The 13222-nt window shown below is 66.9% G+C and carries 14 protein-coding genes; 8 read left to right on the forward strand and 6 right to left on the reverse strand.

Annotated features, from left to right (window positions below; genetic code table 11):
- Positions 1 to 99 precede the first annotated feature (99 nt).
- Both ACVOME_RS10620 and ACVOME_RS10625 read left to right on the forward strand, forming a co-directional pair.
- Complete coding sequence (locus tag ACVOME_RS10620) at positions 100 to 237, forward strand: entericidin A/B family lipoprotein (protein ID WP_053520147.1); 138 nt, start codon at positions 100 to 102, stop codon at positions 235 to 237.
- Positions 238 to 449: 212 nt separating this feature from the next.
- On the forward strand, positions 450 to 671 hold the full coding sequence (locus tag ACVOME_RS10625; RefSeq protein WP_019661831.1) for a CsbD family protein: 222 nt from the start codon (positions 450 to 452) through the stop codon (positions 669 to 671).
- A 72-nt stretch (positions 672 to 743) separates the two neighbouring features.
- Here the strand turns inward: ACVOME_RS10625 and ACVOME_RS10630 are convergent, their stop codons facing one another.
- On the reverse strand, positions 744 to 1541 hold the full coding sequence (locus ACVOME_RS10630; RefSeq protein WP_065174207.1) for a hypothetical protein: 798 nt from the start codon (positions 1539 to 1541) through the stop codon (positions 744 to 746).
- A gap of 108 nt (positions 1542 to 1649) precedes the next feature.
- Here ACVOME_RS10630 and ACVOME_RS10635 point away from each other — a divergent pair, with 108 nt between their 5' ends.
- From ACVOME_RS10635 to ACVOME_RS10650, 4 genes are all read left to right on the forward strand, one after another.
- Positions 1650 to 2945, forward strand: a complete 1296-nt coding sequence (locus ACVOME_RS10635) for a tryptophan--tRNA ligase (RefSeq protein ID WP_481505072.1) — start codon at positions 1650 to 1652, stop codon at positions 2943 to 2945.
- Between the two features lie 163 nt (positions 2946 to 3108).
- On the forward strand, positions 3109 to 3399 hold the full coding sequence (locus ACVOME_RS10640) for a hypothetical protein (protein WP_053520144.1): 291 nt from the start codon (positions 3109 to 3111) through the stop codon (positions 3397 to 3399).
- A gap of 102 nt (positions 3400 to 3501) precedes the next feature.
- Complete coding sequence (locus ACVOME_RS10645; RefSeq protein WP_053520143.1) at positions 3502 to 4434, forward strand: MBL fold metallo-hydrolase; 933 nt, start codon at positions 3502 to 3504, stop codon at positions 4432 to 4434.
- 81 nt (positions 4435 to 4515) lie between these two features.
- On the forward strand, positions 4516 to 6168 hold the full coding sequence (locus ACVOME_RS10650; protein ID WP_262101017.1) for a M28 family metallopeptidase: 1653 nt from the start codon (positions 4516 to 4518) through the stop codon (positions 6166 to 6168).
- 3 nt (positions 6169 to 6171) lie between these two features.
- On the opposite strand, the gene ACVOME_RS10655 is transcribed toward ACVOME_RS10650, so the two are convergent.
- Both ACVOME_RS10655 and ACVOME_RS10660 read right to left on the reverse strand, forming a co-directional pair.
- Positions 6172 to 6522: a hypothetical protein gene (locus ACVOME_RS10655; protein WP_227255248.1), complete on the reverse strand. Its 351-nt coding sequence runs from the start codon at positions 6520 to 6522 to the stop codon at positions 6172 to 6174.
- A gap of 13 nt (positions 6523 to 6535) precedes the next feature.
- Positions 6536 to 7870, reverse strand: a complete 1335-nt coding sequence (locus tag ACVOME_RS10660) for an MFS transporter (RefSeq protein ID WP_180876914.1) — start codon at positions 7868 to 7870, stop codon at positions 6536 to 6538.
- Positions 7871 to 8094: 224 nt separating this feature from the next.
- Between ACVOME_RS10660 and yedA the strand changes: the two genes are divergently transcribed.
- Together yedA and rarD are read left to right on the forward strand one after the other, a co-directional pair.
- Positions 8095 to 9000 carry a drug/metabolite exporter YedA gene (gene yedA / locus ACVOME_RS10665; RefSeq protein WP_053516552.1) on the forward strand — a complete coding sequence of 302 codons (906 nt, stop codon included), beginning with the start codon at positions 8095 to 8097 and terminating at the stop codon, positions 8998 to 9000.
- Positions 8997 to 9896: an EamA family transporter RarD gene (gene rarD, locus ACVOME_RS10670; protein ID WP_053516550.1), complete on the forward strand. Its 900-nt coding sequence runs from the start codon at positions 8997 to 8999 to the stop codon at positions 9894 to 9896. Before yedA ends, rarD begins: the two co-directional genes overlap by 4 nt.
- Before the next feature lie 72 nt (positions 9897 to 9968).
- On the opposite strand, the gene ACVOME_RS10675 is transcribed toward rarD, so the two are convergent.
- The 3 genes from ACVOME_RS10675 to ACVOME_RS10685 are packed head-to-tail and all read right to left on the reverse strand — an operon-like array spanning position 9969 to position 13166.
- Positions 9969 to 11291: an ABC transporter permease gene (locus ACVOME_RS10675; protein WP_065182019.1), complete on the reverse strand. Its 1323-nt coding sequence runs from the start codon at positions 11289 to 11291 to the stop codon at positions 9969 to 9971.
- 13 nt (positions 11292 to 11304) lie between these two features.
- A complete protein-coding gene (locus ACVOME_RS10680; protein WP_180876918.1) occupies positions 11305 to 12462 on the reverse strand; it encodes an ABC transporter permease in 1158 nt (385 codons plus the stop codon).
- 14 nt (positions 12463 to 12476) lie between these two features.
- Positions 12477 to 13166 carry an ABC transporter ATP-binding protein gene (locus tag ACVOME_RS10685; protein ID WP_053516547.1) on the reverse strand — a complete coding sequence of 230 codons (690 nt, stop codon included), beginning with the start codon at positions 13164 to 13166 and terminating at the stop codon, positions 12477 to 12479.
- Positions 13167 to 13222: the final 56 nt, after the last annotated feature.

The following is a 13222-nucleotide window of genomic DNA, read 5'->3' on the forward strand; positions in this document are numbered from 1 at the left end:
TGCACCTCACGCGGCGGCGGTGGCTTCGGCCCCTGCCTGCCGAGCGACATAACCCCATCCGCGTTGTAGCGGTGAAGCGGCGAACCCAAGGAGAAGCCCATGAAGCGCGTAGTTGCCCTGATGCTGTTGTCGATGTTCTCGGTGGCCATGCTGGCCGGCTGCAACACCGTTGCCGGTGCCGGCAAGGACGTGCAGAAGGCCGGTGAAAAGGTCGAGGATGCCGCCAAGGGCAACTAAGCCCGACGCGGTGTGGAACAGAAAAAGGCCGGGATCTTCCCGGCCTTTTTTGTGCGTGTGTGCTGCCGTGTTGTTGCCATCGCGTGTGGCGATGGAGTGAACCATTCAAGCACGTGAGCATGTGTTTCATGAGCGGTTGACCGCCTTTCAACAGCGGATGCGGGAAGCTGCAGTCACGGTAAGAACGCCGTTGCAACCAAGGATTTCCAGCAATGAACAAAGACATCATTTCCGGCAAGTGGTCGCAGCTGAAGGGCAAGGCCCAGGCCAAGTGGGGCGATCTGACCAACGACGATTTCGATGTAGCCGAGGGCAATGCCGAATATCTGGCCGGCCGCCTGCAGGAACGGTATGGCTGGGCCAAGGATCGCGCCGAGAAGGAAGTCCGTGACTTCGAAGACAGCGTGCGCAAGGACTACCCGGACTATAAGTAAGCAGCCGGCGGTAAGCGGTTCCCCCACGTCGACGCCCGCACCCTTTGGTGCGGGCGTCGTGCTGTCAGGGACTCAACGTGTCGGCGGATCCGGCACGTAGCGGTTCGGAAACGCCTGCGGCTCGCGCGGCAGGCGCGAAGGCGGGTCGAGCACGATGCCGCGTGCGCGCAGCGCGCGTGCGCTGTCGTAACGCAGCTGCACGACCTGCGCCGGCGTGCGGCTGGCCCGTTCGAATGCGGTATCGCGCACAGAGGAGCGTTCGCGCGCGCCGTGACCGGTGCCCAGCGACGGTGCCTGCGACCGCGCTGAGTAGCCGTCCATGCGGCTGGCGCTGGCGTCCGCAGCGGATTCCGCAGCGGCCGGCGCCGGGGCACCACGGCGCAGCAGCGGCTCCGGTCGGAGCGGCCAGCGACGGGCCTCCTCGAACACTGCCGCGCCGATCACCCCGATGTTGTCCGCACGGCCGGTACGGCTGGCATAGCTGCCACTGGGGCTGCTGAAGACGAACTGCGCCACTTCATCCTGGCTCTTGCGCCAGCCGGTGATGTCGGCGCGCTGGCCGGGGTTGAGCACATAGCCGGTCTGAGACGGGTCGGCATCTTCGCCGGAGATGGCATTGATGCCATCCACCGAGAGCACCACCAGCACCCGCCGCGGGCTGTCGTTGTACAGGCGTACCGCATAGCGATGGCCGCGCTCGCCCGCCACCCAGCGCTGTCCATCGGCTGCATGGCTGCGCAGTTCGGTGCCGCGGTCGCGGTCGATCAGGGTCATCCGCACAGGGCCGTCCTGCGGCATCGGCGGTGGCGGCGGAACCGGGCGGAAGCCGGCCAGGGGCAGGATCAGCAGCAGGGGCAGCAGGCGTTTCATGTGGGAACTCCGGTGGGCTCGGGTGAATGAACGACCCGCAGGCCCTGACGGGGTTGGCCGTGGGCACGGTAAACTGGTTCCGTTCATCGAAGGTTTCCCCACGCAGTCATGACGACCCGAGTCCTTACCGGCATCACCCCCTCCGGCACCCCCCATCTGGGCAACTACGTTGGCGCCATCCGTCCGGCCATCGCGGCCAGCCGCACCCCGGGGATCGAGAGCTTCTTCTTCCTGGCCGACCTGCACAGCCTGATCAAGGCGCAGGATCCGCAGCGCACCCAGCGCGCGACCCTGGAGATCGCAGCCAGCTGGCTGGCCTGCGGCCTGGATCCGGAACACGTCTGGTTCTACCGCCAGAGCGACATCCGCGAAACCACCGAACTGATGTGGTTCCTGACCGCGATCGCCAGCAAGGGCATCCTCAATCGTGCCCATGCCTACAAGGCAGCGGTGGACAAGAACCGCGAGGAAGGCCTGGACGAGGATGCCGGCGTCAGCGCCGGGCTGTTCATGTACCCGGTGCTGATGGCTGCCGACATCCTGATCTTCAAGGCCAACCAGGTGCCGGTCGGTCGTGACCAGATCCAGCACATCGAGATGGCCCGCGACTTCGCCCAGCGCTTCAATCACGTCTACAGCAAGGAATACTTCCCGCTGCCGGAGGTGGTGATCGATGAGCAGGTGGCCACGCTGGCCGGCCTCGACGGCCGCAAGATGAGCAAGAGCTACCACAACACCATTCCGCTGTTCGCGCCGCGCGAGGAGCTGAAGAAGCTGGTGTTCTCGATCCTGACCGACTCGCGCGCACCGGGTGAGCCCAAGGACACCGAGGGCTCGGCGCTGTTCCAGATGTACCAGGCCTTCGCTACCCCGGAGCAGACCGCTGCTTTCGCCCGGGCATTCGCCGAGGGCATCAGCTGGGGCGATGCCAAGCAGCAGTTGTTCGAGCGCATCGACGGTGAGCTGTCACCGTTGCGCGAGCGTTACAACGCGCTGATGGCCGAGCCGGAAAAGATCGAGGCGCTGCTGAAGCGCCGTGGCCAGCAGCTGCGCGAGACGTTCGCGATGCCGCTGCTGGATGAGCTGCGGCACGCCGTGGGGTTGCGCGACCTGTCCACCGCCGGCGACATCGCCAGCGAGGATGCCGGCGCTGCCCGCGTGGCGCCGCCGCAGTTCAAGCAGTACCGCGAGAAGGATGGTCGCTTCTACTTCAAGCTGACCGCCGGCGACGGCACGCTGCTGATGCAGAGCATTGGTTTTGATTCGCCGCGCGATGCCGGCCAGCTGATCGCCGTGATCAAGCAGGCCGAGCAGGGTGATGCGCTGCAGAGCGAGCTGTTCAAGCTGGAGGCGGAGGTTGACGCGGTCCTGGCGGCACTGGCGGTGCTGCGCGAAGATGCCTGAGCGGAGGGTGCTGTAACGCCGGGCCCATGCCCGGCGGCGCTACCTGATGCACCCCGCCGGGCATGGCCCGGCGCTACCGGTGGATCTGGAGCCGGGCATGGCCCGGCGCTACCGATGGATGTGGAGCCGGGCATCGGGCCCGGCGCTATGGAAGGAGTCTGCGATGGCGTGGTTGTCGCTGCTGCTTTTCCTGCCCTGGTTCGTCGTGCTGGGCAGCCTGTACTGGCTGTTCCCGCGCCAGCCGCGCACAACGCGGCGGCGCCTGTTCGATGGCCTGGTGCTGTTGCTGGCCTTTGTTCTGAGCATCGTGGCGATGCTGTGGGGCCACCACCTGGGCCTGGTGCAGACCGACGCGGGGCCGATCTGGCCGCAGGTGCTGGCGGTGCTCTATGCCTACGGCGCTTTCCTGGCGGTGCTGGTGCTGGCACTGCTGCTGCGACCGCGATGGTTGTAGTCCCGGGGCAGAGCGCGTGCCTCCGACCAAAGCCGCATCGAACCGGTCCTGCCTGCACGCCTACCATGGACGCCTGATTCCGATTCCGCCAGGTGCGTGCCGATGATCGCCGACCCCAGCATCCACACCATCGATACCGGCTTCCAACGTCCCGACTTCGATGCGGCCTACCTGATCGTCGAGAACGGGCGGGGCGCCTTCGTGGACTGTGGCACCGGCCTGTCCGTGCCGGCGATGCTGCGGGCGCTGTCCGATGCCGGCCTGCAGCCCGACGCGGTGGACTGGCTTCTGCTCACCCATGTGCATCTGGACCATGCCGGCGGTGCGGGCCTGTTGATGCAGCAGCTGCCCAATGCCCGGGCCGTGCTGCATCCGCGCGGTGCGCCGCACATGATCGATCCGACCCGGCTGATCGCCGGCGCCACCGCGGTCTACGGCGCGGAGGAGATCGCACGCAGCTATGGCCGCATCGAGGCGATTCCCGAGCACCGCGTCGTGGTGGCCGAGGATGGCCATCGCCTCGATCTTGCCGGACGCGAACTGCTCCTGCTGCATACGCCCGGCCACGCACTGCATCACTACTGCGTATGGGATGCGCGCAGCCGCAGCTGGTTCACCGGCGATACCTTCGGTATCTCCTACCGCGAACTGGACAGCGCGCAGGGCGCCTTCATTTTTCCGACCTCTTCGCCCGTGCAGTTCGATCCCGAAGCGATGAAGGCGTCGATCCAGCGCATGCTCGACTACGATCCGCAGTCGATGTACCTCACCCACTATGGCCGCGTGGAGCAGGTGCAGCGGCTGGCCGGCGACCTGTTCGAGCAGATCGATGCGATGGCGGCGATCGGCCGCCAGTGCGACGAGCGGCCCGACCGCCATCGCTGCCTGCTGGCGGCGCTGCAGGCCCTGTACCTGGAGCGCGCGCAGCAGCATGGCTGTGTGCTGGATGACGCAGCGGTGGTGGCCGTGCTGGCCATGGACATCGAGCTCAACGCGCAGGGACTGGCCTGCTGGCTGGATCGCGAGCGCCGCTGACGGAGCGGGACTGCGGCCGGCACTGCTGTCACGTTACACTCTGGTGACTTCCCATCCTGCCGTGGTATTGCCGTGAACCCGATGCGCGTGTTGCTGCTGTCGTCCTGCCTGTTCGTGGGTGGCCTGGCCCAGGCGGCCAATGACCTTCCCGGCGGCGGTATCGACCCGCAGGCGCTGTCGCGCCATGTGCGTGTACTGGCGTCGGACGAATTCGAGGGCCGCGCTCCGGCCAGCGAAGGCGAAGAGCGCACCGTGCAGTACCTGATCGAACAGTTCCGCAGCTATGGCCTGCAACCCGGCGGCGTGGACGGCAGCTGGGTGCAGCCGGTGCCGCTGGTGCGTGCGCAGCTGGAGGGGGCGGCCACGGCCAGCCTGGCGTTGAAGCAGGGCCGCCGCGCCCTGGTCAATGGCGTGGATGTGACCCTGCAGAGCCTGCAGCCGCGCGCCCGGGTGCAGATCAAGGATGCACCGCTGGTGTTCGTGGGCTATGGCATCGACGCACCGGAACGCCATTGGAACGACTACAAGGACATTGATCTGCACGGCAAGATTGCCGTGGTGCTGATCAATGATGCCGATTTCGAGGCCGACGCTCCCGGCGCGTTCGATGGCAAGGCAGTGACCTACTACGGCCGCTGGACCTACAAGTTCGAGGAGGCTGCGCGCCGCGGCGCCGAAGGTGTGCTGATCGTGCACGAGACCGCACCTGCGGCCTATGGCTGGGCGACGGTGAAGAGCTCGGGTACCTCGCCGTTGTTCGATATCGAGCGCAGCCAGGCCGAGGCGATGGCCCAGCACACACCGCTGCGCGGCTGGATGCAGCGCGAGCTGGCCGAGGCGATCTTCGCCGACGCCGGCCTCGATTTCGAGGCGGAGAAGCGCAAGGCGATGCGTGCCGACTTCCGTCCGGTGGTCCTGGACAACGCGCGGCTGAGCGTCGATTTCGCCCTCAAGCGCGAGCAGGTGGTGACCCGCAACGTCGTGGCCAAGCTGCCGGGCGGCGAGCACGGCGATGAAGCGGTGATCTTCTCGGCGCACTGGGACGCTTTCGGCATCGGCCAGCCCGATGCGAAGGGCGACCGCGTGCGCCGTGGCGCCATCGACAACGCCACCGGCGTGGCCACCGTGCTGGAACTGGGCCGGGTGTTCGCGGCCGGCCCGCAGCCGCAGCGCACGCTCTACTTCGTGGCGCTGACGGCTGAAGAAAAGGGACTGCTGGGGGCCAGCTACTACGCCGCGCATCCGCTGGCGCCGCTGGACAAGACCGCTGCCGTACTGAACATCGAGATGTTCAGCCCGGACGGGCCGACCCGTGACATCGCTTCGTGGGGCAAGGGCCGGGTATCGCTGGAAGGCGACCTGGAGCGGGTGGCCAAGGCACGCGGCCGCAGCTACAGCCCGGACCCCAACCTGGAGGCCGGTTTCTTCTACCGCGCCGACCATTTCGCCTTCGCCCGGCTGGGTGTACCGGCGATCACCATCGGCCCGGGCCTGGACAAGCTGGACGGAGGCGTGGAAGCAGGGCGCGCGCTGCGCGAGAAGTACTTCGCCGACTGCTATCACCAGGCCTGCGACGCGTGGACGCCGGGCTGGGATCCCAGCGGTCATGCCGCCGATACGCTGCTGGTCTACGACCTGGGCGCGGAGCTGGCCAACAGCCGGCGCTGGCCGACCTGGGAGAAGGACTCCGAGTTCCGCGCTGCCCGCGACAAGAGCGAGGCGGCACGCCGCTGACGGCTAGCGCCTGCGCAGCAGCGTCCAGGCACCCCATGCACTGGCGGCCAATGCCGCCAGGTAGCAGGTGATCATGGTGCCGAGGCTGACCGTGCGCAGGCCGCTGAAGCGGCCGAGCAGGTTCATCCGCAGCGAGCTGTGACCGCTGCCCAGGTCCACTGCCAGCTGCACTGCCAGCGCGCTGGCGAAGACCAGAAGGGCGATGCCGAAGCCGGTGCGTGGCCAGCGCGCCTTCGCGCCCGGGCGTCGCAGCAGCCAGCCCAGCGTGGTTGCCACCGCCAGCAGCAGGGCGGCCCACATCAGGGGCGTGGCGGGAGATGCGGCAGCCACCGGCATTGCACCGGTGGCTGCCATCAGCACGGCATCCTTACTTGCGGGTGCCGTCGAGCCAGTTCGGGCCCTTGTTGGTGAGGAAGAACACATAGACCACCAACGATACCGCGATGGTGGCAGTGACATAGATGGCGAACCAGTCCACGTGGCCGGTCTTCAGCGCGCCCTGGTACAGCAGCGGGGCCGTACCGCCGAACAGCGAGTTGGCCAGCGCGTAGCCCAGGCCCACGCCCAGTGCCCGAACGTGGGTCGGGAACAGCTCGGCCTTCACCACGGCGTTGATCGAGGTGTAGCCGGTGAGGATGACGAAGCCCAGCGCCAGGGTGAGGAAGGCGAGGGTGGCATCGTGCTGGTGCGGCAGCTGCGTGATCAGGTACCAGCTGTACAGCACGCCGCCCACGCCGAAGAACACCAGCAGGCTCTTGCGCCCGATGATGTCCGACAGCCAGCCGCCGACCGGCTGCAGCACCATCAGGAAGGCCAGCACGCCCAGGTTGATCAGGGTGCCGGTCATCGGGTCGTCGCCTGCGAAGGCGCTCTGGATCATCTTCGGGCCGTTCACCGAGTAGGTGTAGAAGGCAATGGTGCCGCCGGCGGTGATCAGGAAGCACAGCAGCAGCGGGCGCCACTGGTGCACGAACAGTTCGTACATCGAACCGGATTTCTTGGCCTTGCCTTCGCGCGCGGCCTCGATCGAGGATTCTTCCAGCGACTCATCCATGCCACGGCGCAGCCAGAACACCACGACCGCGGCGATGCCACCGATGCCGAAGGCGATGCGCCAGCCGAACTCGGAGATCTCCGGCTTGCCCCAGAAGTTCAGCATCAGGAACAGGGTCAGCTGGGCCAGCACATGGCCGCCGACCAGGGTGACGTAGTGGAAGGAGGACAGGAAGCCACGACGGCCCGGAATGGCGGCCTCGGACATGTAGGTGGCGCTCGCGCCGTACTCGCCACCGGTGGCGAAGCCCTGCAGCAGGCGCGCGAACAGCAGGATGATCGCCGCCCAGATGCCGATGCTGGCGGCAGTGGGGGTGATGGCGATGATGAAGGAGCAGAACGCCATCAGCGTGACCGATACGGTCAGGGCCAGGCGACGGCCATGGCGGTCGGCGAAGCGGCCGAAGAACCAGGCACCGATCGGGCGCATCAGGAAGGTCGCGGCGAAGATCGCCCAGACGTACATCGTGGAGTTCTTGTCTTCCGGCGAGAAGAACTGCGACTCGAAGTACACGGCGAACACCGAGTACACGTAGACGTCATACCACTCCACCAGGTTGCCGGCGGAGCCTTTGAGGGTATTGGAGATCGAGCGGCGCAATGCGGCGCCGTCGTTCGCGGGAACAGCAGGGTGGGGCGTGGTGCTCATCTGGGCGGGGATCCTCGATGCGATAGCGTCCGTGCGCGGAAAATACAGCGTCCGACCATGTGGTGGCGCAGCCGGGCAGCCTTCTTGGTACTGCATGACCCGTCAACGCGGGGTGGCAGGCCAGGACAGGGTGCATGGATGGACGACAGCGTGCCACCTTGCGGGGTGCCGGACCATACTCAAAACGTCCTAGAATCCGCCTTCCCCCGGTCCCTTGGTGCGTCATGTCGGCTCCCCCTGTTCCGTCTGCGGCTGCCCCCCGGGGCGGCCTTGTCGTGTTGGCGCTGCTGCTGGTCTACGTGGTCTGGGGCTCGACCTATCTCGGTATCGCCAAGGCCCTGCACGGCGGTGCGCTGCCGCTGACGATGGTTTCTGGCAGCCGCTTCATCATCGCCGGGGGCCTGATGTACCTGGCGCTGCGCCTGTTCTGGAAAATGCCGAAGCCGACGTTGCGGCAGTGGCGCAGCCTGGTGCTCATGGGGGTGACCATGCTGGTGCTGGGCAACGGCATGGTGGTGCTGGCCGAACGCGATGTGTCGTCCGGCCTGGCGGCCACGGCGGTGGCATCGGTGCCCCTGTGGATGGCGCTGTTCTCGGCGCTGCGCGGCCAGCACGCCAGCCGTGGCGAATGGCTGGGCATCGCCATCGGCTTCCTCGGCGTTGTCTGGCTGAATGCGGGCAGCAGCCTGACGGCGACGCCCACCGGGCTGGTGCTGCTGCTGATCGCACCGATCGGCTGGGCCTTCGGCTCGGTGTGGGCGCGCGGCCTGGACCTGCCTGGCCCGTTCATGACGGCCGCCGGGCAGATGATCTGCGGCGGCGTGCTGCTGGTGCTGATCGGGCTGGCGGTGGGTGAGCGGCCCACCACACTGCCCGATACCGGTGGCCTGCTGGCCATGGCCTATCTGTGCGTGTTCGGTTCGATCGTCGCGTTCACGGCCTACGTGTGGCTGCTGCAGAACGTACGCCCGGCGCTGGCCGGCAGCTACGCCTACGTCAACCCGGTGATCGCGGTGCTGCTGGGCGCAGCCCTCAACAGCGAACGCTTCGGCTGGCGCGACGTGCTGGCGATGGTGGTGATTCTGCTGGGCGTGGTGGTACTGACAATGGCAAGGACGCGCAAGCGATGAGCATCGACGAGACAGAACAACGCCGGGGCCTGCTGGTCACCGCATCCACCTTCGTGCTGTGGGGACTGGTGCCGGTGTACTGGCACCTGCTCAATGAAGTGCCGTCGTTCCAGATCATCGCCCATCGCATCATCTGGAGCACGGTGCTGGTGGTGGCCTGGCTGCTGCTCAGTGCGAAGCTGGGCTGGTGGCGGAAGATCGCCGCGCAGCCGCGCGCGCTGCCGATCCTGGCGGTGTCGAGCCTGACCATCGCGTTCAATTGGGGCCTGTACATCTGGGCCGTCAATGCCGGCCACGTGATCGAGACCAGCCTGGGCTACTTCATCAACCCGCTGGTGAACGTGCTGCTGGGGGTGCTGGTGCTGAAGGAACGCCTGCGCCGGCTGCAGTGGGTGGCGGTGGGCATGGCGGCGGTGGGCGTGGCCTGGCTGACTCTCGACGCTGGCACGCCGCCGTGGATCGCGTTGGGCCTGGCCTGTTCGTTCGGCCTGTACGGCCTGCTGCGCAAGCTGGTCTCGGTCGATCCCGTGGCCGGGCTGGGCGTGGAAAGCCTGTATCTGTTCCTGCCTGCGCTGGCGTTCGCGGTCTGGGCCGAGAATGGCCACGGTGGCGGATTCTTCAGCGGCTGGGGCCTGCGCAACGATCTGCTGCTGATCTTCGGCGGCGTGGTCACCGCCGTGCCGCTGATCGGTTTCGCCTACGGTGTGAAGCGCATCGCGCTGTCGCTGGTGGGCATCCTGCAGTACATCGCACCGAGCCTGCAGCTGCTGCTCGGCGTGTTCTTCTTCCACGAATCGTTCGACATGGCCAAGGCCGTCGGTTTTGCAGCGATCTGGGCCGGACTGCTGCTGTTCATCGGTGACAACCTGCGCACGATGCGGGCGGCAAAGCGCTGAGCCGGAAAGCAACGCGGGACGGAGCACCGGCCCCGTCCCGCGTCCGCGCCGCCTCCGCTGGCGGCGCACGCATCAGGTTTCGCGCAGTGCCGTGGTGATCGGCAGGCGGGCGGCGCGCAGCGCCGGGAACAGGCCACCGACCAGGCCGATGCCCAGCGCCCACTTCAGCCCCGTCCACAGCAGTTCCGGCGATACGTGGAACTTGAACACCACCGCGCTGAAGTTGCTGCCGATGGTGGACACGCTGTAGCCGTTGAACAGCAGCCACGCCACCGTGCAGCCCAGCAGGCCGCCGAGCAGGGCCAGCAGCATCGTTTCCAGCATCACCGCGGTCACCACCGGCAGTCCGCGGAAACCAATCGCGCGCATGGTGGCGATTTCGCGCGCTCGCGTGGCCACGGCGGCATACATGGTGTTGAGCGCGCCGAACACCGCGCCCACCGCCATGATCGTACCGATCACCTTGCCGAGGATGTCGATCAGCTTGGTCAGGCCGCCGCCCTGCTTGCTGTAGTACGCGCGGGTGGTTTCCACGTCCAGCTTCAGGCGCGGATCGGCGGCGACGGCGGCCTTGAACTGATCGAAGCCGGGCTTGCCCTCAGTGCGCACGCTGATCGACTGCCAGGCACTGCGCTGGTACGTGGTGGCCAGGGTATCGGCGTCGGTCCACAGTTCGGAGTCATGCGCATCACCGGTGGCGAACACACCGACCACCGTCCAGGTCTGGTTGCCCAGGGTGAGCGTCCTGCCGACCTCCATGTCGCGGAACTGGCCCTTGGCGCCCTGGCCGACCACGATCTCGCGCAGGCCGGTGGCGAACTTGCGGCCTTCGATGATCTTGACCTTGTCATGCACCGCCCACGCCTGCGGCCCAACGCCCCTGAACTGCGCGTTGACGTCGGTACCGTCCGATTTGGAGACCAGGTTGACCACCTGCGAGAGTTCAGGCGACAGCAGCGGCCGTCCCTGTGCATCGCGGCTGATGCCGGGCAGGGTGGACAGGGTCGGTACCTGCTCGCGGGTGATGACCGAATTGGTTTCCGCCTGCGAACCACCGCGCAGCACGATGGCGGTGGTGTCATCGCCGGTGTTGCTGAGCGTGGCCTGGAAGCCTTCGCCCATCGCCAGCATCGCCACCAACACCCCGACCACGCCGGCGATGCCGACCACGATCACCGAGGATGCCCCCCAGCGCTGCGGCAGGCTGGCGACGCCGATGCGGGTGGCGGCCAGGGCCAGCCGCCCGCTGCGGGTCAGCGCCAGCCACAGCCCGACCAGCACCGCCACGGCAAGCACGCCCACCCACGGCAGGCCGATCCATACCGCCAGGCCGATTGCCAGCGCCAGCACGGTCACCGTGTTGCCGAACCACTTCTTGAGCTTGTTCTTGAACATGTCGGTGTCCTCCTCAGCGGCCGGCCAGTGCGTCGACGATCTTCAGGCGCTTGGCGCGCAGCGCCGGCAGCAGGCCGACGACCGCGCCGATCACCACGATCAGGCCCAAGCCCATCAGCCAGGTCGGGGTGGGGATGTGCGGCGGCAGCAGGCCCATGCTCTTCGGGCCGATGGCGGGCAGGATCAGTGCCGCCAGGCCCATGCCGATCAGGCCACCGAGACCGATCAGCAGCACCGATTCGATCATCACCAGTATCAGCACCGTGCTGTCCTTGAAGCCCAGTGTCTTCAGCGTGGCCAGCTCCGGCACGCGCTCGCGTACGGCCTGCGCCATGGTGTTGCCGGTCAGCAGCAGCAGGGTGAAGAACACCGCGCCCATGATCGAGGTGACGATCATGCCGATGTCGGCAAACTGCTTGACGAAGGCCTGCTGGAACGCCGATTCGGTCTGGGTCTTGGTTTCGTGGTCGGAGTTGGCGGAAATCGCATCGATGGCCTGTGCCACCCGCGAAGAATGGTCGGGGTTGTCGAGCGTCACCGTGTACCAGCTGACCTGGTTCTTGATGTAGTCGTTGGACTCATCGAAGTATTTCCAGTTCATCATCAGCTGGCGCTCTTCGTTGGAGGCCTGCGCCGGATCCCTGGAACGGAAGATGCCCTTCAGTTCCAGCGGCCAGTCGTTGCTGCCGCCGCGCGGGAAGATCGTCGCCTGCAGCGGGATGGTATCGCCGACTTTCCAGCCGAACTGCTTGGCCAAGGTCTCGCCGACGATCGCACCGGTGCGGGTGTTCTTCCAGTCTTCCAGCTGCGCCGGGTCGATCTGCAGTTCGCGGTAGACGTCGAAGTAGTTGGGCGATACCGAGAAGTTCGGGAAGAAGTTCTTCGGATCCTGGTAGATGCCGCCGAACCACATGCCATAGGCCACGTCGCGCACGCCCGCCACCTGGCGGATCTGCGTTTCCAGGCGGATCGGCAGCGACTGGGTGATCGACAGGCGCGAGGCCACCACCAGGCGGTTGGCCCCTTCCACGCTGCCACCGGAGGTGAATGCCACGCGCACCGAGTCGAGCATGCCGAACAGCAGGAACGCTGCCACCACCGACAGCAGGGTCAGCAGGGTCCGGGTGCGGCTGCGGAACAGCTGCGCCCAGACCAGAGAGAAGTATTTCATCGCTGTGGCCTCCGTCAGTGGGCCAGCGGCGCGTCGGCCAGCTCGCCCTTGTCCAGGTGCACCGTGTGCGTGGCGTACTCGGCGGCCTTCGGGTCATGGGTGACCATGATGATGGTCTTGCCGTGTTCGCGGTTGAGCTGCTGCAGCAGGCCCAGGATCTCCTCGGCGGACTGGCGGTCGAGATCGCCGGTGGGTTCGTCGCAGATCAGGAAGGTCGGGTCGGAGACGATCGCACGGGCGATCGCCACGCGCTGCTGCTGGCCGCCGGACAGCTCGTTGGGACGATGGTTGCGGCGGTCGGCCAGGCCGACCAGGGTCAGCGCGATCTCGGCGTTGCGGCGGCGCTGCGCGGCATTGAGATGGGTCAGCAGCAGCGGCAGTTCCACGTTCTTCTGCGCGGTCAGCATCGGCATCAGGTTGTAGAACTGGAACACGAAGCCAACGTGGTGGCTGCGCCAGGTCGACAGCTGGCCACCGCTCATCTGATCGATGCGCTCGCCTTCGATGCTGATCTCGCCGCCGCTGGGATTGTCCAGGCCACCGATCAGATTGAGCAGGGTGGTCTTGCCTGAACCGGACGGCCCCATCAACGCGACGAAGTCGCCGCGGGCGATGTCCAGGTCGATGCCGTGCAGCACCTGCACCTTCTCGGGGCCGCGCTGGTAGGTCTTGGTGATGTTGCGCAGTGAAACCAGGGTCGACATGGGTGGTTCTCCACGTAGGCGGGAAACGGTGACGCACCCCGGCTGCCGGCCGGGCA

This window comes from Stenotrophomonas sp. STEN008, from assembly GCF_056760435.1.

What these genes read in the sequence shown, in the direction of transcription:
- ACVOME_RS10640 (WP_053520144.1), top strand. Translation starts at nt 3,109, where the DNA reads ATGGCGTGGTTGTCGCTGCTGCTTTTCCTGCCCTGGTTCGTCGTGCTG.
- rarD (WP_053516550.1), top strand. Translation starts at nt 8,997, where the DNA reads ATGAGCATCGACGAGACAGAACAACGCCGGGGCCTGCTGGTCACCGCA.
- ACVOME_RS10650 (WP_262101017.1), top strand. Translation starts at nt 4,516, where the DNA reads ATGCGCGTGTTGCTGCTGTCGTCCTGCCTGTTCGTGGGTGGCCTGGCC.
- ACVOME_RS10625 (WP_019661831.1), top strand. Translation starts at nt 450, where the DNA reads ATGAACAAAGACATCATTTCCGGCAAGTGGTCGCAGCTGAAGGGCAAG.
- yedA (WP_053516552.1), top strand. Translation starts at nt 8,095, where the DNA reads ATGTCGGCTCCCCCTGTTCCGTCTGCGGCTGCCCCCCGGGGCGGCCTT.
- ACVOME_RS10685 (WP_053516547.1), bottom strand. Translation starts at nt 13,166, where the DNA reads ATGTCGACCCTGGTTTCACTGCGCAACATCACCAAGACCTACCAGCGC.
- ACVOME_RS10655 (WP_227255248.1), bottom strand. Translation starts at nt 6,522, where the DNA reads ATGGCAGCCACCGGTGCAATGCCGGTGGCTGCCGCATCTCCCGCCACG.
- ACVOME_RS10645 (WP_053520143.1), top strand. Translation starts at nt 3,502, where the DNA reads ATGATCGCCGACCCCAGCATCCACACCATCGATACCGGCTTCCAACGT.
- ACVOME_RS10630 (WP_065174207.1), bottom strand. Translation starts at nt 1,541, where the DNA reads ATGAAACGCCTGCTGCCCCTGCTGCTGATCCTGCCCCTGGCCGGCTTC.
- ACVOME_RS10675 (WP_065182019.1), bottom strand. Translation starts at nt 11,291, where the DNA reads ATGTTCAAGAACAAGCTCAAGAAGTGGTTCGGCAACACGGTGACCGTG.
- ACVOME_RS10620 (WP_053520147.1), top strand. Translation starts at nt 100, where the DNA reads ATGAAGCGCGTAGTTGCCCTGATGCTGTTGTCGATGTTCTCGGTGGCC.
- ACVOME_RS10660 (WP_180876914.1), bottom strand. Translation starts at nt 7,870, where the DNA reads ATGAGCACCACGCCCCACCCTGCTGTTCCCGCGAACGACGGCGCCGCA.
- ACVOME_RS10680 (WP_180876918.1), bottom strand. Translation starts at nt 12,462, where the DNA reads ATGAAATACTTCTCTCTGGTCTGGGCGCAGCTGTTCCGCAGCCGCACC.
- ACVOME_RS10635 (WP_481505072.1), top strand. Translation starts at nt 1,650, where the DNA reads ATGACGACCCGAGTCCTTACCGGCATCACCCCCTCCGGCACCCCCCAT.